Here is an 18199-nt window from a genome sequence, read left to right as displayed (position 1 = left end):
GCAGACTTGACCGGGCGCATGGTGCACCCGGTCGATGGATCGGTTCGCGCAAACCCAATCCATGCGCGCCGCAGTTATCCGCAATCTGGAGCAAGTCGTGAGTTCTCAAGTCGTTATCGTTGGCGGCGGGGTAATCGGTAGTTCTATTGCTTACTTTCTGCGCGCAGCCGACCCAACGGTTTCCGTCACCGTGTTCGAGCGCGACCCGAGTTATGCGCGCTCGTCATCGGCGCTTTCGGCTGCGTCGATCCGGCAGCAGTTTTCCACGCCGTTGTCGATCCAGATGTCGCTGTTCGGCATCGAGTTTCTGCGCGGCATTGGCGAGCGGCTCGAAGTGAACGGCAGCCGTCCGTCGATCGATCTCCACGAGGGCGGCTATCTTTTCCTCGCCACGGAAGCGGGCGATGCGACGCTGCGCGAGAATCACGCGCTGCAAACGCGTCTCGGCGCGGACATCGAACTCATGTCGCGCGACGCGTTGCACGCGAAGTTTCCCTGGCTCAACGTCGAGGATCTCGCAAGCGGCGCATATGGCCGCAGCGGCGAGGGCTGGTTCGACGGCTACGGCCTCGTGCAGGCGTTGCGCAAGAAGGCGCAGTCGCTCGGCGCGCGCTATGTGCCGGCCGATGTGACCGGCGTCGTGCGCAGTGGCCGCAAGGTCACGCACGTGATCGCGAGCGACGGCGAACGCCATGCGTGCGACACGCTCGTGAACGCAGCCGGCGCGTGGGCGCGCAAGCTCGCGGAAATGATGGACATCGACATTCCGGTCTATGCGCGCCGCCGCAGCATTTTCAACGTGTCGTCGCCCGCGCGGCTCGCCGCGTGCCCGTTGCTGATCGATCCGTCCGGCGTGTATTTCCGCCCCGAGGGCAACACGTACATCACCGGAACGTCGCCGAGCGCGGACAACGACCCCAACGACCTGCCACTCGACGAAGTCGATCACGCCATCTTCGACGACGTGATCTGGCCCACGCTTGCGCACCGCGTGCCGGGATTCGAGGCGCTGCGCGTGGAGAACTGCTGGTCCGGCTATTACGAGTACAACGTGCTCGACCAGAACGCCATCATTGGTTATCACCCGGCCATCGACAATTGCGTGTTTGCCAATGGTTTTAGCGGGCACGGACTGCAGCAGGGGCCCGCAACCGGGCGCGGCGTGAGCGAACTGATCCTCAACGGCCGGTACGCGACGCTCGATCTGTCTTCGCTCGACTGGTCGCGCGTACTGGAAAATCGGCCGATCGTCGAAAAGAACGTCGTGTGACCGCGGGTAGTCAGGCCGCGCAAAAAGAGCCCGTGAATTCACGGGCTTTTTCATTGCGCGATGGCTTGATGAGCAAACCGCATGACGTGGTGATTAGATTTCGTTTGATACGCCCGTGAGGGCTGACCACAATCGAAGCTTGTCCGTTGCCGCGCTTAACCGCCATCGACTCCATGTCCGCCATGTACGATTTCACCGCGCCCTTTCAGCATCCCGCCGGTTCGCCCATTCGCGAGCTGTTCAAGTACTTGGGAGAGCCAGGCATGATTTCCTTCGCTGGCGGCTATCCCGCCAGCGACCTGTTCGACGCCGATGGACTGCAGGCGGCAGCGGCTCAGGCATGGCAGGCTTCCACGCGCTGCCTGCAATATGGCCCGACCGACGGTTTGCCCGAATTGAAAACGCAGTTGCTCGCGCTGATGGCGCGCCGCGGTGTGACCTGCGCGCCTGAGGAGATGGTCGTCACCACAGGGTCGCAGCAAGGCCTTGACCTCTTGTTGCGCGTGTTGCTCAATGCGGGCGACACGGCCTTGACCGAGCAGCCCGCCTATCCGGCCACACTGCAGGCGCTCCGACTCCAGCAGGCGCATGTCGTGACGGTGCCGGTCGACGGCGACGGTCTCGACGTGGACGAACTCGCCGCGCGGCTCGCTTCGGGCGCGATTGACCGGCCCAGGCTGCTCTACACGGTGCCGACCTTCGCGAATCCCACCGGGGCCACGCTCACGCGCGAGCGGCGCCTTGCGCTCTTGCGTCTCGCGGTTCAATACCGCTTCGTGATCGTCGAGGACGATCCGTACGGCGATCTGCGTTTCGCAGGCAACGCGGTGCCGTCGATGCTGGCGCTGGCAAGCGAAGTGCCGGGCGCGCGCGCTTGGGTCGTGCACTTCTCGAGTCTTTCGAAAGTCGTTGCGCCCGGCTTGCGCGTAGGCTGGACCGTCGCGCCCGCCGAAATCGCGCGGCGCTGCGTGATCGCCAAGCAGACCGTCGACCTGTGCAGTACGCCGTGGACCCAGGCAATCGCCGCGCACTACCTGGCGGCGGGCTCGCTCGAACGGCATCTTCCGCACATCACGCAAGCGTATCGGCGCAAATGCGAAGCGCTTTGCGATGACTTGCGCGCGCAATTCGGCGACGAAATTGCGTTTCATCAACCGGAAGGCGGCATGTTCGTGTGGGCGCGTATTCCGGGTGTCGCGATCGATGCGCTCTTGCCGAATGCAATTGCGAACAAGGTGATTTTTGTTCCGGGCAAGGCGTTTTTCGCTGACGAGCCCGACCCCGCGTCGCTGCGCCTTTCGTTCGCCGCGCCGAACGTGGATCAGATTCGCGAAGGCGTGGCGCGTTTGAAGCGGGCCGCGCATGCCACGCAAACGGCGGACGTGACGTCGGCACCTGTTTGAAATTCGCGCGATTCAAGTTCCGCGCGTTTCTCGTTGCGCAACCGACTGCGCAAGCTCGACGAAGCGCTCCACGCACGTCGAGGTGAACGGCTCGATCCACGAGACAGTCTGGTCGAGCGCCTTCTTGCGCGCATGCACGCTGCCGCTCGGCACGGCGGCGACGAGCGGCTCGCGCGCGACCACGAGCGAGCACAACCCGTCTTCTTGCGCGTTCGCTGCCGACCAGCCAAAGCCGATATCGAGTGCGCCCTCGACGATCTGCCGATGCTGGCTCGCGGTGGCGGTCACGGCGATCGGAATCTACCTCTCCTGCTAATACTTCGGCGGCAGCCTCGGCTCCGTGTTGCCGATTCCCGCATGGCATCGCTTGGGCTGGGCGGGGTGCGTGGCGTTCGTCATGGGCGCTCAGACGCCGGTCGGGCTGCTCGTGTTCGCGTTCTGGCGGCCGGAGCGCGCCGCCGCACGGAGCGACGCGCGCGGAGCGCCAGGGCAATCGCCTGGTTGACAGTCCAAATATTGGCTTCCTATTATGCATACAACGTTGCACACAAATGGATATGCAAAATTGTGTGGCGTACGCATCGTGCATCTACGGGATTACTCTTATTGGAGAGGTCATCATGGTTCGGCTGTCTCGCATTACCCGTCAAGCTTTCGTCGGCCTGGTTGCAGTGAGTTGCGTGCTCGCGAGCGCGTCGTCTCGCGCGGAGGACGCGAGCGCGTGGCAAAGCGTGAAGAAAGCAGGTGTTCTGCGCTGCGGCGCCGCGGTTGCGCCCCCGTACGTGATGCGCGACGCGAAAACTGGCCAGTACAGCGGCTTTTTCTCGGACCTGTGCCGCGACTTCGGGCAGAATGTTCTCAAGGTCAAGGTCGAATTCGTCGACACGTCGTGGGACAACATCGTCGCGGGTCTGCAATCCGACAAATGGGACCTCTCGCTTGCGCTGAACGACACGCCTGAGCGCGAGAAAGCGATCTCGTTCTCGGTGCCCGCCACCGACTACAACGTCTCGCTGGTCTACAACAAGAACAACCCGAAGATTCCGAAGGGCGCGCACAGCGTCGCCGATATCGACAAACCCGGGATGACGATTGCGGTCATGTCGGGCACGTCCCAGGACAAGGCGATCTCCGCTGCCATCAAGCAAGCGCAAATCATGCGTCTGCCGGGCAACGACGAGACGCGTCTCGCGTTGATGTCGAAGCGCGCCGATCTGCTCGCGGACGCGAACATCACCAACATGCTGCTGACCGAGGAGCACCCGGAGTGGGCGGTTGCGATTCAGCCCAATCCGCCGCTGGCGCAGCAAGCGGTCTCGTTCGGCGTGCGCAAGGAGACGTCGAAAGCCGATCTCGCCGTGCTCAACGACTTTCTGAACGCGCAGGTCAAGTCGGGGGCGGTCAACCGTCTCATCAGGACTTCCGTCCAGTCGATGCTCGTGACCAACAAGTAATCACACTGGTTTGGTGCCGCGGCGCTTGCGCGCGACGTGCGGCATCCGGCACACGTTCCGAAACATTCCGCTGCTGGAAGGCCGCCGCGCGCGCGTGTGCGCGCCGCGGCCATTTTTGCATTTCGATGCCCGCCGCATGCCCCCGTCTTCACGGTCCCGGTGTTTTCCCTGGAAATCCCGCATCTCTCATTGACGGTCAAATTTTGGGCTTCTACTATGTGTACAACATTGCACACAAATAGATGCGCAAGATTGTGTGTTCCAGGCGAGGAGGTGACGGCGCCAGCCGCACTGGACCGATCGACAAAGCAGATTCGATTCACATATCGCGTGCTTCCGCACGCGCCCCGCTGGAGAGATTTCATGTTGTCAATGCGAACCATGGCTGCCCAACCCAACATTGCCCCGAGCGTCCTGAACTTCTTGCCGTCGACGACGGGCGAGTTCGTCCAATTCGAGAACGTCTATAAGCGCTACGGCGAAAACCTCGTCGTCATGGACCGCATGAGCCTCGACATGCGCGCGGACGACAGGCTCGTGATCATCGGCCCGAGCGGCAGCGGCAAGAGTTCGCTCCTGCGCGTGATGATGGGCCTCGAAGGCATTCAGGGCGGACAGATCGGCTTTCAGGGCAAGCCGTACATCTACGGCGAGGACGCCGGGCGGTCGAAGCGTATCGATGCAAAGCTGCAGAAGCAGATCGGTATGGTTTTTCAGCATTACACGCTGTTTCCGCATCTCTCCGTGCTCGGCAACCTCGTTCTTGCGCCGGTGAAAGTCGGCGGCCTCTCGAAAGCCCAGGCCACTGAGCGCGCCCGCATGTATCTGGCGCGTCTGGGCCTGGAGAGCAAACTCCGCGCCTATCCGAGCCAGCTCTCCGGTGGCCAGAAACAGCGTGTCGCCATTGCGCGGGCGCTCATGCTGGAGCCGAAGCTGATGCTGTTCGACGAAGTGACCTCGGCGCTCGACCCGGAAATGGTCATTGAAGTGCAGAACGTGATGCTCCAGCTCGCGGAGCAGAAGATGGCGATGATCATCGTGACGCACGACATGCACTTCGCCCGCGATATCGCCACGCGCGTCGTGTTCTGCGCGGGCGGGAAGATCGTGGAGCAGGGCGCGCCGGATGAGATGTTCAAGTGTCCGAAGGAAGCGCGCACGCGCGAGTTTCTCGAGAAAGTTCTGCATCTCGACTGAGGGCGGCTATGAACTACCAGTTTGATTTTCATTTCCTGCAAGGGAGCCTCGGGTCCCTGCTTGACGGACTGCGGGTGACGGTCGAGCTTGCCCTCGCGTCCAACATCATGGGCCTCGTGCTCGGCTTTTTCCTGTGCCTGCTGGTCATGAGCCGTTGGGCGATCGTGCGCTGGCCCGCGCAGCTTTTCATCGAATTCTTTCGTTGCACGCCCGCGCTGCTGCAAATCGTGTGGTTCTTCTACTGCATCCCGATGATGGTCGATGTGTTCATCGACCCCATCGTGATGGGCATCCTGGCATTGGGCCTGAACCTGACGGCATTCAATGCGGAAGCGTATCGCGCAGGCGTTCAGGCGGTGCCGAAGGAACACCTCGACGCATGCGTCGCGCTCGGCCTGAAGCCGTGGCAACGCACCTTCTATGTGGTCCTGCCGCAAGCGCTTCGTAGCTCGATGCCCGTTCTCATGACCAACGGCATTGGGAGCCTGCAGCAAAGCGCGCTCGTCGCGATCGTGGCGGTGGCGGATCTCATGTACGTGGGCAAGAGTCTGGCGACGCAAGCCTATCGGCCGCTCGAAACCTACACGGTCGTGGCGCTCATCTACTTTGCGCTTTCGCTGCCGATCGCGCGGCTCGTTCACGTGATCGAGCGACGTCAGGAACTGGCCCATCAGCGCTAGGGAGAAGACCATGAACCTCGATTTCGCTTCCGTGCTGCCGTACTGGCTGGTCCTACTCAAAGGATTGGGGCTGACGCTCGCGTTCACGAGCAGTTGCGCTGTGATCGGCAGCCTTGCCGGTTTCGTGTTGAGCCTGCTGCGCATGTCCTCGTCGCGGTGGATGAAAGCGGCAACGACGCTCTATGTCGAATTCTTTCGCGGAACGCCGCTGCTCATTCAGCTCTTCTGGGTGTTCTTCTGTTTCCCAGTCGTTTTCAGGATTCCGATTCCGCCTTACCTCTCGGTCGTGATTTCGCTGACGTTGTATATGGCGGCGATCACGAGCGAGACGTTTCGCGGGGCGCTGAAGTCGATTTCCTCGGAGCAGCATGACGCGTGCATTGCGCTCAGTCTCACGCCGCAGGCGAAGATTCTCTATGTGATCTTTCCGCAAGCGCTGTTGCGCGCCGTTCCGCCGTTGCTCTCGAACGTCGTGAGCCTGTTCAAGGAGAGTGCGCTCATCTCGTCCGTGGGTGTCGCCGATCTGATGTTCGTCGGGCAGAACATTTCGACCAGCACGGCACGGCCAGTCGAATTCTTGACCACGGTTGCAATGATCTATTTCCTTGTCGCTTTCCCGCTGACCCGTCTGGTCGGCGTGGTCGAGACAAAATTTCTCAGGCGTTTTGCGTACTGAACCCCAACCATTCCATCGTGAAGCGGAGATTCAAATGCAGATGAAAGGCATCCTGCCGGCGCTCGTTACGCCGTTCAATGCGTCCGGTGCAGTCGACCACGACACCCTAGCGAATATCCTCGAGTTTCAGCTGAAGGCCGGCGTCAACGGCTTCGTGCCGCTTGGTTCGACGGGCGAATATTATGCCCTGACGCACGACGAGCGCCGCGCCATCCTCAAGACGGTGCGCGAAGTCGTGGGCGAACGCGGGACGCTCATCGGCGGCGCGAACGGCTCGTCCACACGCGAAGTCATCGAGCAGACGCGACTCGTCCGCGACGCCGGCTACACGAACGTTCTTATTGCGCCGCCGTACTATGCGCTGCCGTCGCAGGAAGAATTGATTGGGCATTACGCCGCGATTCTCGAAGCCGTGCCGGACGTCAACGTGATTCTTTATAACTATCCGGTCCGCACGAACGTGGAAGTCGGTTTCGGCGTTCTCGACGCCTTCAAGGATCACCCGCGCGTCGTCGGCATCAAGGAGAGCAGTGGCAACCTGCTGCGCGCCATCGAAATCGGCGAGAAGTACAAGGATCACTACCAGCTCTCTTGCGGTTCGGACGATCAGGCGCTCGACTTCTTCCTGTGGGGCGCCACGAGCTGGATTTGCGGGCCGGCGAATTGTTTCGTCAAGCCGGTCGTCGACTTCTACAATAAGTTCGAGGCCGGCGATATTCGCGGTGCGCAAAACGTCATGCGCTCGCTCTTCCCGGTCATGGCCACGATGGAAGCCGGCAAGTTCGTGCAGAAGGTGAAGTACGGCTGCGAACTCGCAGGCTTCAAGGTGGGCGCCGCGCGCATGCCGCTGATGCCGCTGACCGACGCAGAAAAGGCCGCGTTCCGCGCGGTATTCGAAGCCGCTCAGGCCTAACCCGCACGCCGGCGCCTGGGCGGCGCCGGCTCACACGTTCCGGTGGAAAACCGACAATGACGCGACATAGCTTCAAGTGCATCGAAGGTCACACGGAAGGCATGCCGGTACGGATGGTCATCGAGGGCGCGCCGTCGCTCGCGGGGCGCACGATGGCCGAGCGGCGCGAGGACTTCGTCGGGCGATACGACTGGATTCGCCGTGCGCTCATGCTGGAGCCGCGCGGCCACTCGCACATGTCGGGCACGCTGCTGTATGCCCCGGTGTCCGCCAATGCCGATATGAGCCTGCTCTTCATCGAAACCTCGGGGAGCCTGCCGATGTGCGGACATGCGTCCATCGGCTCGATCTCGTTCGCGCTGGAAGCCGGTTTGGTGAAGCCGAAAGCGCCGGGTACGGTGGTTGTCGACGTGCCCGCCGGGCAACTGAGCGCGCGCTACGAACAGGACGGAAATCGCGTGACGTCGGTGCGTTTTACGAATGTGCCCAGTTTCCTGCTCCATCGCGACGTGGAAGTCGTGCATCCGAAGTTGGGCAAGCTCGTGCTCGATATTGCCTACGGCGGCAACTTCTATCCGATCGTGGAAGTCCAGCAGAATTTCCCCGGATGCGAGCATTTCAATCCGCAGCAGTTGCTCGAATGGGGCCGTGACATGCAGGCGCTGTTGAACGAAACCATGCAAGTCGTTCATCCGGACAATCCGCTCATTCGCGGCGTGAAGCACTGCATGTGGACGGGTGCACCGCTTTCGGGCGAAGCTCACGCACGCGCCGTGGTCATTGCCGGCGAGAGTCTGATCGACCGTTCGCCCTGCGGGACCGGCACCTCTGCGCGCGTTGCACAACGGTATGCGCGTGGGTTGCTCGAAGCACGGCAGGCTTTCAGGCATCAAAGTCTGATCGGCAGCTGTTTCATCGGGCGCGTCGAATCGACGACCCGGCTCGACAGCGGTATCGACGCCGTCTGCCCCAGCGTCGAAGGGCGCGCGTGGATCACCGGTCGCTCGGAACACTACGTGGACGACGATCATCCCTATGCATTGGGCTTTGACCTTCAGGAGTTCGCCAGGTGAGCGCCGTACCTCTCGAATCCGCAGTGATTGAACGCAACGCGGCGCCGCGCGAGTCGGCCGTTGTCATTGGCGGCGGTATCGTTGGCGTGTGCTGTGCGCTGTATCTGCAGCGCGGCGGCTATGCGGTCACGCTCATCGATCCCGAAGCGCCGGGTAACAGCACCGCCAAATGGAGCTGCGGGCAGATGGCGGTGAGCGAAGTCATTCCGCTGTCCAAGCCCGGCATTCTCATGAAGATTCCCGGCTGGCTCATGGACCAGAAGGGACCGTTGGCGCTGCGGCCGAGCGCGTTGCCTGGCATCATCCCCTGGTTTGTCCGTTTTCTCATGTGCGCGCGACACGCGAAGATCGTCGATATCGCCAACGCCATGGCGACACTCACGCACGAAGTCTACGCGGATTACGCGCCGCTGCTCGACGCCTGCGAAGACAAGGCGCTCATGGGCGAGCGCCCCATTCTGGAAGTATTCGACGACCCGAAAGGCATCGAGCACGAGCAGCCGCATCTGGCGTTGCGCGAGTCACTCGGCTTCAAGGCGAAACGGTTGAACGCCAAAGACGTCGGCGACCTCGAGCCGGCGCTCGCAGGCAAGTTTTCTCATGGGCTGCTCTTCGCGGACTGGCGTTCCGTGCGCGACACCATGGGATTCATCGCCGCGCTCACCGACAGTTTCATTGCACGAGGCGGCCGCCGGATCAGAACGGAAGCGAGCCGTATCGATGAGGCGAACGGCAAGGCGACCGGCGTCACGCTCACGAACGGCGAGTGCGTGGCAGCCCGGCACGTGGTGGTTGCCGCCGGCACGGGCGCGCGGCGCTTCTTCGGTGCTCTCGGCGTGAGCGTGCCGCTCGAGGGCATCGCAGGGTACCAGGTCGTGGTTGCCGACCCCGGCGTCGAGATGCGCCACTCGACCATCTACGCCGATGGCGGGTTTTGCTTCACGCCGATGACGCGCGGCCTGCAGATTGGCGGGACCATCGAATTCGCCGGGCAGGGCGCCGCGCCCAATTTCAAACGGGCCGACATCATTCTCGAGAAGGCGAAACGCGTGCTGCCCGAACTGCGCACCGCGAACGTCGAATATGGCGTGGGCTATCGTCCCTTCCTGCCGGACACGAAGCCGGTTATCGACCGCTCGCGCAGGCTCGAAAACGTCTTCATGGCTTTCGGTCATGGCCAGCTCGGCCTCACCCTCGGCGCGACGACGGGAAGGCTGATCGCCGACATGGTTGCGGGCCGCCCCACCAGGCAGGATCTCGCGCCGTTCAGCGCGTACCGGTTCTAGCGGGTAGCGTTCGACGTCAAACTCATCACATTGCGCAAACAATATCGGGTTGAATATGAAATCGTACGAAAAGCTCTTCATCGATGGCCGCTGGGTCGCGCCGGTGCACAACGGCAGCTTCGAAACGGTCGATCCGTGCACCGAGCAAGTCATTGCGAAAGTTGCGGCCGCAACAGCTGAAGACGTCGATCTTGCCGTCAAGGCCGCGCGCAAGGCGTTCGACGAAGGCCCATGGTCGCGCATGAGCGGCGCCGAGCGTGCGGCTGTCCTGCGCCGCATCGGCAAAGGCATTCGCGACCGCCTGCAGGCGTTGGCCGAAATCGAAGTGCGCGACAACGGCAAGCCGCTGCCGGAGGCGCTGTGGGATCTGGGCGATGCGGCGGGCTGCTTCGACTTCTACGCTGGCCTCGCGGAGAAACTCGATGAGCATGCCGAAACGACTATCGCACTCCCCGATGACCGCTTCAGTTCGGTTGCGCGCAAGGAACCCGTTGGGGTGGCCGGCGCCATCATTCCCTGGAACTTTCCGCTGCTGATGGCCGCGTGGAAAGTGGCGCCCGCGCTGGCCGCGGGTTGCACGATGGTGCTCAAGCCCTCGGAGCTCACGCCGCTTACGGCGCTCGAGCTTGCGGATATCGCGGCAGCGGCGGACCTGCCGCCGGGCGTCCTGAACGTCATCACCGGGTTGGGCCAGGACGCCGGCGCGCCGCTGAGCGAGCATCCCGCAGTCGACAAGCTCGCCTTTACCGGCAGCGTGCCCACCGGCAGCCGCATCATGCAGGCCGCGGCGCGCGACATCAAGAACGTCAGTCTCGAACTGGGCGGCAAGTCGCCGTTCATCGTCTTCGACGACAGCGATATCGAGGCGGCTGTCGAATGGATCATGTTCGGCATATTCTGGAATCAGGGCGAGGTGTGCTCGGCCACCTCGCGCGTGCTGGTGCAGCGCGGCATCTATACAAAGCTGCTCGATCGCCTGAAAGAGGCGACGCAGAAAATCACCATCGGCAGCGGTTTGCAGGATGGCGTGCTGCTCGGGCCACTTGTCAGCAAGGGCCAGTACGACAAGGTGCGGCATGCGGTCGAGCGTGGCGTGGAAGAGGGGGCGCGGCTCGTGACCGGCGGTGGGCGGCCCAAACATCTCGAGAAGGGCTTTTTCATGGAGCCGGTTGTTTTCGCCGACGTGCCCGAGACCAGCTGGGTCTGGACTGAAGAGATTTTTGGCCCGGTCGTTTGTGTCCGACCCTTTGATGACGAGACGGAAGCCGTACGTTCTGCCAACGATTCACGCTTCGGCCTTGGCGCGGCCGTGATGTCGCGCGACAGCGAGCGCTGCGAGCGCGTGGCGCGCAAACTGCGGGCAGGTATTGTCTGGATCAACTGCTCGCAGCCGACCTTCACGGAGGCGCCGTGGGGCGGCTACAAGCAGAGCGGCATCGGGCGCGAACTGGGGGAGTGGGGGTTGAACAACTACCTCGAAACCAAGCAGATTACGCGGTACGGCAGCGACAAGCCGTGGGGCTGGTACATCAAGTAAGGCAGATCGAACATGCGCTGGAAAAAGACACTTCAACTCGTGGATGTGCACTGCGAAGGCGAGATCGGCAAAGTCATCACTGGGGGCGTCGTGGGCATCCCCGGTGAGACCATGCTCGACAAGATGAATTACCTCAACGAGGTGGACGACAGCCTGCGCAGGCTCGTCGTACTCGAACCGCGAGGCTGCCTCCAGATGTCTGTCAATCTGCTGCTGCCGCCCACGCGGCCCGAGGCCCACGCGGGCTTTATCGTGCTGCAGGCGGACAAGGCCCATCCGATGTCCGGAAGCAATGCCATCTGCGTCGTGACGGCCTTGCTCGAACTCGGCATGGTCGAAATGCAGGAGCCCGAAACGACCATTGTGCTCGACACGCCTGCCGGTCTCGTCACGGCTCGCGCAACGTGCCGGGACGGCCGCTGCACGGGCGTCGCGCTCGACATGGTGCCGTCGTTCGTCGAACGGCTCGACTTCGGCATCGACACTGCGCAGTTCGGGACGATTCGCGCCGATATCGCATATGGCGGCGTCTATTACGCGCTCATCGACGTCGGGCAGGTCGGGCTGACGATTGCCCCGGAGAACGCACGCGCGCTGGCCGAGCTGGGCGTGTCGCTCAAGGACGTGATCAACCAGCAGATCGAGATTCAGCATCCGCTATACCCGCAAATCAACGAAGTCGCCTATGTCATGTTCCGCAACCGCGTGAGCGACGAGCTGTATCAAACCTGCACGACTTTGCCTCCCGGCCGCGTCGATCGCTCGCCGTGCGGCACCGGAAGCTCGGCGAACCTCGCGACACTCGCCGCCCGCGGATTGGCAGACGTCGGCACGAAATTGAAGTCGCGCTCGACAATTGGGGGCGAATTCTCCGTGCAGTTGCTCGGCAAAACGGAAGTCGGCGGCCGGCCCGCGGTTTTGCCGCGTGTGCAGGGCCGCGCGTGGCTGTACGGCATCCAGCAGATCGGGGTTGACCCCGACGACCCGCTGGCGGCGGGATTCATGCTCAGCGACACGTGGGGCGCGGGATTTCCGAAGGTCTGAGGCGAGGGGCGGGCAATGTTAAACTCCAAAGCACGCCCGCTTTACCGGGCCTACGACGACGGCGGGAAGACCATGAGCAAAGCGACCAACGAGGCAGAGGCGGGTGTCCGCCGCCATGGCGGGCGATACATCTACGAAGAGCTGCGCAGACAGATCCTGACGCTGCAACTCAAGCCTGGCGCGCCGCTGGACGAGGTATCGCTCGCGGAGCAATTCGGCCTTTCGCGTTCGCCCGTTCGTGACGCACTCGCCCGGCTCATTAGCGAGGGGCTCGTCACGATCCTGCCGAATCGCACGACGCTCGTGACGCCGCTGGAAATCGAAGAATTTCCGAAGTACGTATCGGCGCTCGATCTCATTCAGCGCGCGGTGACCCGGCTCGCCGCGCTACATCGTACGCAAGAGGACCTCGCGATCCTCAACAAGGCCGACGCCGCGTATATGAAGGCGGTCGAGAGCGGCGATGCCGAGGTGTTGACCGAGCGGAACAAGCAGCTGCACATGGCCATCGCGCATGCGGCAAACAATCCCTATTTCGTGGGGTATTACGAACGGCTGCTGGGCGAGGGGCAACGTCTGACGCATCTGCACTTCGACTACACGGTGACCTCGCCTCACGCGACCAGGCTGGGCAATGACCATAGCGAGATCATCGACGCCATTGCGCGAAAGGACGCCGATCTGGCCGAGAAGCTCGCACACGAACACACGATGCTCTTCCAGAAGCGATTCCTCGATTACATGCGCCAGAACATGACGGAATCGATCGCCATTGTGTGATTCGCGGCGTCGAAGCGGGGCCTGGGAAATGGGATCGCCGCCATGCACTTCCAAAAGGAGTAACCGTGGAATTGACCGACTTCGACACACTGACTTTTGACTGCTACGGCACGTTGATCGACTGGGAAAGCGGCATCTTCGCTGGCCTCAAGCCTCTGATCGAACGGGCCAGGACGCCGCTGTCGAGAGACCAGATTCTGGAGGCGCATGCGCGCCACGAGTCGTCGCAGCAGAAATACACGCCGGCCAAGCGATACCAGGAACTGCTGCCCGTCGTCTACAAGCGGCTGGCCGAGGAATGGGGACTGTCGTTCACGCACGAGGAGTGCATGGCATACGGTCGGTCAGTGCGGGACTGGCCGGCATTCGAGGACACCGTAGCCGCGCTGCAGTATCTGAAAAAGCACTACAAGCTGGCCATCCTCTCCAACGTCGACAACGAGACGTTCAGCTACAGCAACGCAAGGTTGCAGGTAGCGTTCGACGCGATTTTCACGGCGGAAGATATCGGCTCGTACAAGCCAGCGCCGCGAAACTTCGAATACATGCTCGAGAAACTGGGTGAGCGTGGCATCAAGAAGGAAGCAATCCTTCACACTGCCGAAAGTCTTTTCCACGACCACAGGCCTGCCAGTGAGTTTGGTCTGGCGTCGTGCTGGATTTACCGCCGTCATTCGCAACCGGGCTTTGGCGCGACCATGAATCCCGGCTGGCAGCCGAACGTCGCCTTTCGCTTCAACAGCATGGCGGACCTTGCGAAGGCGCATCAGGACGCCGCGGCGAAAAAGTAAGGCGGTATGGATGCCCACGCCTGACGAACAAGAATCGCTGAGAGCACGTCTTGCGCAGGCGCGCCGGCTACTGGCGCTTGCGCAATCGGGCTTGCACTACGCGACGAGCCCGTTCGACCAGGAACGGTACACGGAAATCGCCAGCATCGCGCATCAGCAACTCGCGGAAATGGCGTCCATGCAAACTAGCGATGTCGCCGCGCTCTTTGCTTTCGAAACGGGATACGCGAATCCTAAACTCGATGTCAGATGCGCCGTCTTCAATCCGTCCGGTCAGATCCTTCTCGTGCGAGAGGCCGCGGATGGTTTGTGGTCCCTGCCCGGCGGCTGGGCCGACGTAGGCGTTTCGCCTGCCGAGAACGCGGCAAGAGAGGCTCGTGAAGAAAGCGGCTACACGGTGAAGATCGTTCGGCTGCTGGCCGTGTGGGACATGCTCAAGCACGGACATCCGCCTTCCGTGTTTCACATCTGGAAGCTGGTTTTCCTTGGGGAAATCGTGCGCGCGGGGAAAATATCCGGAGCCGAAACCGACGCCGTTCAGTTCTTCGATATCGATAACCTTCCAGACTTGTCGCAAGGCCGGATTCTGCCGGAACAAATTCGACGACTGGACGCACTGCGCAATAACAGTGACCTTGAATTCGACTGAAGTTTCTTTTTGAAGCCGGGGCGGCACCTAACGGTGACGCTTTCAGGCGGCGCCGGGATGCTCGGTACTGACTGTTGCCAGGCGGCTGCCGGCAAATGGGTCCTGCCGCCAGTCCACGCTCGGGGTTTTCACGGGCTGCTGTTCGGTTATCTCGCCGATTGCAAAATGCTCGAGCGACTGCCCTGCGCTTGTCGCCTGCACCACCCACCGCGGGGCGTCGCCATTGCCGTCCCACGTGTGGCCTGCCGCATCCCGGTAACGTGCTGCGCGCAATTGCGCGGCGTCTGCGGCAATTGACGCAGCAATATCATCCGGTTCGATACCAAATTCGGCCATCCGACGCCGCAGATAGGCCACGATGCTTTCGCGTTTTCGTTCGTCCATTTCTAGTTGTGCTTTGCTCTGAATGCAACTCTTGAGCAGAATATAGCGCAAGTCGCGTGCCGCCAGGATATCACAGCTTGAACGGGCGTCCCTGGCGGCGGTAGCGAAAGGCCTGGCGGGAATCAGGTGTTGAGCTTCTGGGCGCGCTCGGCTTCATGTTCTGCGGCCCGTTCCTCCGCATGCTTTTTCGCAACGTGATGTCCCACGATGCAGCCGCCAACGGCTCCAGCAACGGCGTGGTGGCCCGCATAATGTCCGGCTACGCCCCCCACGACAGCGCCTTTGAGGCAGCCGGCGGCATGTGCGGTTCCGGCTGCCGCCAGTCCTAAAGTGGCAGCCGCGGCAAGCATCCTGATTCGATTATTGACGTTCATGATAAACACTTGTGTGAAATATTAGCTTCGGACCGCCTCAATAACCCCGGCGCCCATTGTCGTGCCAGTCACGCTCACGCCATTGGTGTTCGCGCCGCTCGTGTTCCCGCCATTCGTGTTCCCGCCACTGACGCGCGCGCCAGTCATCATCGCCGCGCCAGGCCACCGCGACCGGAGCAGGCGCATAGGCGGCGGGCGGCGGAGCAACGTACACCGGTTCAGCCGGGGCGTACGCGGCTCCCGGCAGGTTGACACCCACGGCCAGATCGACATGCGCAAACGCCGCGCTCGAAGCGGCCAGTGCGGCCGCGCCCAGTACCACGCCGAGAATCGTCCTTTTCATTTCACTACTCCTCCGCACGTGTCGTGCGTTTCTGGTAAGCACGGTTCGGAGTGTAGGCGGCGGGCCCGGACACAGGTGCAACGGCGGTGCGAGTTTCGTAACGGCGCGTTATTTCGAGTGTTCCGATACGTAAAAAAAGCGCGGACGCTCATTCACAGCGTTCCGCGCTAGCGGGTACCACGAGGAGGAAGGGTCTAGCGGACAAGGAACCCGTACGTCAGCGGGTCGCGCTCGTCCACAATCCAGGTCGCGAAACCGCACACGAACGCATTACCTTCGACTTCCGGAATCACTGCCTTGAAGACGCCGACGGTCGTCTCGCTGAGCACGCGTCCTTTGAAAACCGTGCCGATAATGGACTCGTTCACGAGGGTCTCGCCTTTGCCGAGTTCGCCACGCAGGTACAACTGGGCGACGCGTCCACCCGTGCCGGAGCCGGTCGGTGAGCGGTCCACTTCGCGGTCCGCGAACACGCAGCAGTTGGCTTGCGTCGAGCCTTCGTGTCGCGCTGCATTGGCGATGATGGTCCCGTAAATGTGGTTGATTTCGGGGATATCGGGATGCTCGACAGGGTAGGCCTTGTTCGCGCCTTCCTTCACCTCTGCGCCGAAGCGGATGAGTTCCTCGACCGACGACTCGCGCACGGCGAGGCCATGCGGCTGACCGTCGGTATAGAAATAAAACGCACCGCCGAACGCGATGTCGCCCTTCACCGTGCCAAAGGACGGCGTCTCGACAGTCACATCCCGCTTCCAGATGAACGAGGGGACATTCACGAATCGCACATTGCCGGCGTGTTCGCCATCCCACTGAACGAACGCTTCGATAAAGCCACAGGGAGCGTCGATGCCGACACGCGTTTCCGGAACACGGCGTTGCACCCAGCCAAGCTCGACCGCTGCGGTGGACAGCGCGATCACGCCGTGTCCGCAGTGGTCGCTATAGCCCTCGTTGTGGAGGAAGATGATGCCAAAGTCGGCGGTGGGGCTGACCGGTTCGGTCAGGTAGCCACCGTACATGTCGGCGTGACCGCGCGGCTCGAACATCAACGCGGTGCGGATTTCGTCGGCGTTTTCCTTCAGCCACGCACGACGCTTCACAATCGTATCGCCGGGCAGGCGAGGCAATCCGCTGGTGACGATACGGAATGCTTCGCCGCCGGTATGAACTTCGACGGTCGTTATGGTACGAGTAGTCTTCATGATGTCTTTGCGCTATTGGCTTACTGACCGTACGGAACCGGCAGGCCGTCCTTGATGATGTAGACGGTCGTGGGCGCGCCCACGAGGTCGCCGTTTGCATCGAAAGAGTAGGTGCCCGCGACGCCCTTGTAGTCGGTCTTCGCCAACTGGGCGACAAGCCTGGCCTTATCGGTGGTGGTGCCCGCCTTGACCATCGCGTCGGCGAGCAGTTTCACGCCGTCGTAGTAGTTGACGGCATAGACCTGCGTGTCGGTGTGGTAGGTGTCCTTGTACTTCTTCAGGAAGTCACGGCCCGCTGCAGTCTTGTCCAGCGCGACGCCACCCTGCGCGCAATACACGATCGACGCGGCTTCGCCCGCCACCTTGCCCATGTCGGCCGAGCAGATGCCATCGCCGCCCAGCAACTTCGCGCGCAGTCCGCGCGCGCGCATCTGCTTGGCCATGGGGGCGCCCTGAGCGGCGTATCCGCCGAAGAAGATGACGTCGGGGTTCTTCGCCTTGATGGTGGTAAGGATGCCCAGGAAGTCGGTCGCCGCCGAGTTGGTGAACTCCCGGTCGACGATCTGGATGCCGTTCGCTTTCGCCTCTTTGATGAACTGCTCCGCCACCCCTTGCCCATAGGCCGTGCGGTCGTCGATCACCGCGGCGGTTTTCGCCTTCAACGTCTTTGCGGCGAACTGGCCCATCGTGCCGCCCAACTGCTCGTCGCTTGCGCCGATACGGAAGATGTTCTTGAAGCCTTGTTTTGTCAGCGCCGGATTCGAGGCAACGGGGAGCATCGGAATACCGGCGGTGTTATAGACACGCGATGCCGGAATCGCCACGCCGGAGTTGTACGGACCCATGACGGCAACCACGCCGCTGTCGACGAGCTTTTGCGCGACCTGAACGCCGACCTTCGGGTCTGCCTGGTCGTCTTCCGAGTCCAGTTTGAAGGTCACCTTCTTGCCGTCGACCGTCACGCCGCTCTTGTTCAGTTCGTCGATGGCGAGGCGGGCGCCATTTTCGTTGTCCTTGCCGTTCGGCGCCTGCGGGCCCGTTAGTGGCGCCGAGTGACCGATGGTGACGACAGTTTGAGCATGGGCGGTGAGGCAGAAGCCGGCGGCCGTGAGGACGGCGAGGGTGGTGGCGAGGTGGCGCATG

General features: G+C 62.2%; 20 protein-coding genes. 14 read left to right on the top strand and 6 right to left on the bottom strand.

Translation table 11 applies throughout. The features are described 5' to 3' along the window. Positions 1 to 97 precede the first annotated feature (97 nt). Together M3I56_RS19205 and M3I56_RS19200 are read left to right on the top strand one after the other, a co-directional pair. Entirely contained in the window at positions 98 to 1270 is a 1173-nt protein-coding gene (locus tag M3I56_RS19205; RefSeq protein ID WP_254355336.1) for an FAD-binding oxidoreductase, read from the top strand. A 182-nt stretch (positions 1271 to 1452) separates the two neighbouring features. After that, positions 1453 to 2673 carry a PLP-dependent aminotransferase family protein gene (locus tag M3I56_RS19200; protein WP_254355335.1) on the top strand — a complete coding sequence of 407 codons (1221 nt, stop codon included), beginning with the start codon at positions 1453 to 1455 and terminating at the stop codon, positions 2671 to 2673. A 12-nt stretch (positions 2674 to 2685) separates the two neighbouring features. On the opposite strand, the gene M3I56_RS19195 is transcribed toward M3I56_RS19200, so the two are convergent. Then, the gene (locus tag M3I56_RS19195; RefSeq protein WP_254355334.1) at positions 2686 to 2961 is read right to left on the bottom strand and encodes a hypothetical protein; all 276 of its coding nucleotides are present in this window, start codon (positions 2959 to 2961) and stop codon (positions 2686 to 2688) included. A 332-nt stretch (positions 2962 to 3293) separates the two neighbouring features. On the opposite strand from M3I56_RS19195, the gene M3I56_RS19185 reads away from it, so the two are divergent. The 12 genes from M3I56_RS19185 (at position 3294) to M3I56_RS19130 (ending at position 14753) form a co-directional block, all read left to right on the top strand. Then, positions 3294 to 4127 carry an ABC transporter substrate-binding protein gene (locus M3I56_RS19185; protein WP_254355333.1) on the top strand — a complete coding sequence of 278 codons (834 nt, stop codon included), beginning with the start codon at positions 3294 to 3296 and terminating at the stop codon, positions 4125 to 4127. A gap of 363 nt (positions 4128 to 4490) precedes the next feature. Further along, positions 4491 to 5324 (top strand): amino acid ABC transporter ATP-binding protein, encoded by an 834-nt coding sequence (locus tag M3I56_RS19180; protein WP_254355332.1) that lies wholly within the window; start codon positions 4491 to 4493, stop codon positions 5322 to 5324. Positions 5325 to 5332: 8 nt separating this feature from the next. Then, positions 5333 to 6004, top strand: coding sequence for an amino acid ABC transporter permease (locus M3I56_RS19175; protein WP_028203519.1), 672 nt, complete (start codon positions 5333 to 5335; stop codon positions 6002 to 6004). Between the two features lie 10 nt (positions 6005 to 6014). Next, the gene (locus M3I56_RS19170) at positions 6015 to 6680 is read left to right on the top strand and encodes an amino acid ABC transporter permease (RefSeq protein WP_254355331.1); all 666 of its coding nucleotides are present in this window, start codon (positions 6015 to 6017) and stop codon (positions 6678 to 6680) included. A gap of 34 nt (positions 6681 to 6714) precedes the next feature. Then, positions 6715 to 7593 (top strand): dihydrodipicolinate synthase family protein, encoded by an 879-nt coding sequence (locus M3I56_RS19165; RefSeq protein WP_254355330.1) that lies wholly within the window; start codon positions 6715 to 6717, stop codon positions 7591 to 7593. A gap of 56 nt (positions 7594 to 7649) precedes the next feature. After that, positions 7650 to 8666 carry a 4-hydroxyproline epimerase gene (locus tag M3I56_RS19160; RefSeq protein ID WP_254355329.1) on the top strand — a complete coding sequence of 339 codons (1017 nt, stop codon included), beginning with the start codon at positions 7650 to 7652 and terminating at the stop codon, positions 8664 to 8666. After that, complete coding sequence (locus M3I56_RS19155; protein ID WP_254355328.1) at positions 8663 to 9952, top strand: FAD-binding oxidoreductase; 1290 nt, start codon at positions 8663 to 8665, stop codon at positions 9950 to 9952. The genes M3I56_RS19160 and M3I56_RS19155 overlap by 4 nt, the downstream gene beginning before the upstream one ends. Before the next feature lie 55 nt (positions 9953 to 10007). Then, positions 10008 to 11489, top strand: a complete 1482-nt coding sequence (locus M3I56_RS19150; RefSeq protein ID WP_254355327.1) for an aldehyde dehydrogenase family protein — start codon at positions 10008 to 10010, stop codon at positions 11487 to 11489. Positions 11490 to 11501: 12 nt separating this feature from the next. Continuing rightward, complete coding sequence (locus M3I56_RS19145; protein WP_254355326.1) at positions 11502 to 12533, top strand: proline racemase family protein; 1032 nt, start codon at positions 11502 to 11504, stop codon at positions 12531 to 12533. Positions 12534 to 12605: 72 nt separating this feature from the next. Then, positions 12606 to 13313 carry a GntR family transcriptional regulator gene (locus M3I56_RS19140; protein WP_254355325.1) on the top strand — a complete coding sequence of 236 codons (708 nt, stop codon included), beginning with the start codon at positions 12606 to 12608 and terminating at the stop codon, positions 13311 to 13313. A 65-nt stretch (positions 13314 to 13378) separates the two neighbouring features. Next, positions 13379 to 14104, top strand: coding sequence for a haloacid dehalogenase type II (locus tag M3I56_RS19135; protein WP_254355324.1), 726 nt, complete (start codon positions 13379 to 13381; stop codon positions 14102 to 14104). A 10-nt stretch (positions 14105 to 14114) separates the two neighbouring features. Continuing rightward, positions 14115 to 14753 (top strand): NUDIX hydrolase, encoded by a 639-nt coding sequence (locus tag M3I56_RS19130; protein ID WP_254355323.1) that lies wholly within the window; start codon positions 14115 to 14117, stop codon positions 14751 to 14753. Between the two features lie 42 nt (positions 14754 to 14795). On the opposite strand, the gene M3I56_RS19125 is transcribed toward M3I56_RS19130, so the two are convergent. The 5 genes from M3I56_RS19125 to M3I56_RS19105 all read right to left on the bottom strand — a co-directional run bounded on the left by M3I56_RS19125 (position 14796) and on the right by M3I56_RS19105 (position 18198). Next, positions 14796 to 15137 carry an H-NS family nucleoid-associated regulatory protein gene (locus M3I56_RS19125; protein WP_254355322.1) on the bottom strand — a complete coding sequence of 114 codons (342 nt, stop codon included), beginning with the start codon at positions 15135 to 15137 and terminating at the stop codon, positions 14796 to 14798. Positions 15138 to 15259: 122 nt separating this feature from the next. Next, a complete protein-coding gene (locus M3I56_RS19120) occupies positions 15260 to 15511 on the bottom strand; it encodes a hypothetical protein (RefSeq protein WP_081771614.1) in 252 nt (83 codons plus the stop codon). 37 nt (positions 15512 to 15548) lie between these two features. Further along, on the bottom strand, positions 15549 to 15854 hold the full coding sequence (locus M3I56_RS19115; RefSeq protein WP_028203531.1) for a hypothetical protein: 306 nt from the start codon (positions 15852 to 15854) through the stop codon (positions 15549 to 15551). A 194-nt stretch (positions 15855 to 16048) separates the two neighbouring features. Further along, complete coding sequence (gene lhpH, locus M3I56_RS19110; RefSeq protein ID WP_254355321.1) at positions 16049 to 17056, bottom strand: trans-3-hydroxy-L-proline dehydratase; 1008 nt, start codon at positions 17054 to 17056, stop codon at positions 16049 to 16051. A gap of 20 nt (positions 17057 to 17076) precedes the next feature. Continuing rightward, positions 17077 to 18198, bottom strand: coding sequence for a branched-chain amino acid ABC transporter substrate-binding protein (locus M3I56_RS19105; protein WP_254355320.1), 1122 nt, complete (start codon positions 18196 to 18198; stop codon positions 17077 to 17079). Position 18199: the final 1 nt, after the last annotated feature.

It is taken from the genome of Paraburkholderia sp. CNPSo 3281, assembly GCF_024206515.1.
Classification (GTDB): Bacteria; Pseudomonadota; Gammaproteobacteria; order Burkholderiales; family Burkholderiaceae; genus Paraburkholderia; species Paraburkholderia nodosa.
This window is presented reverse-complemented; position numbering and strand designations above follow the sequence as displayed.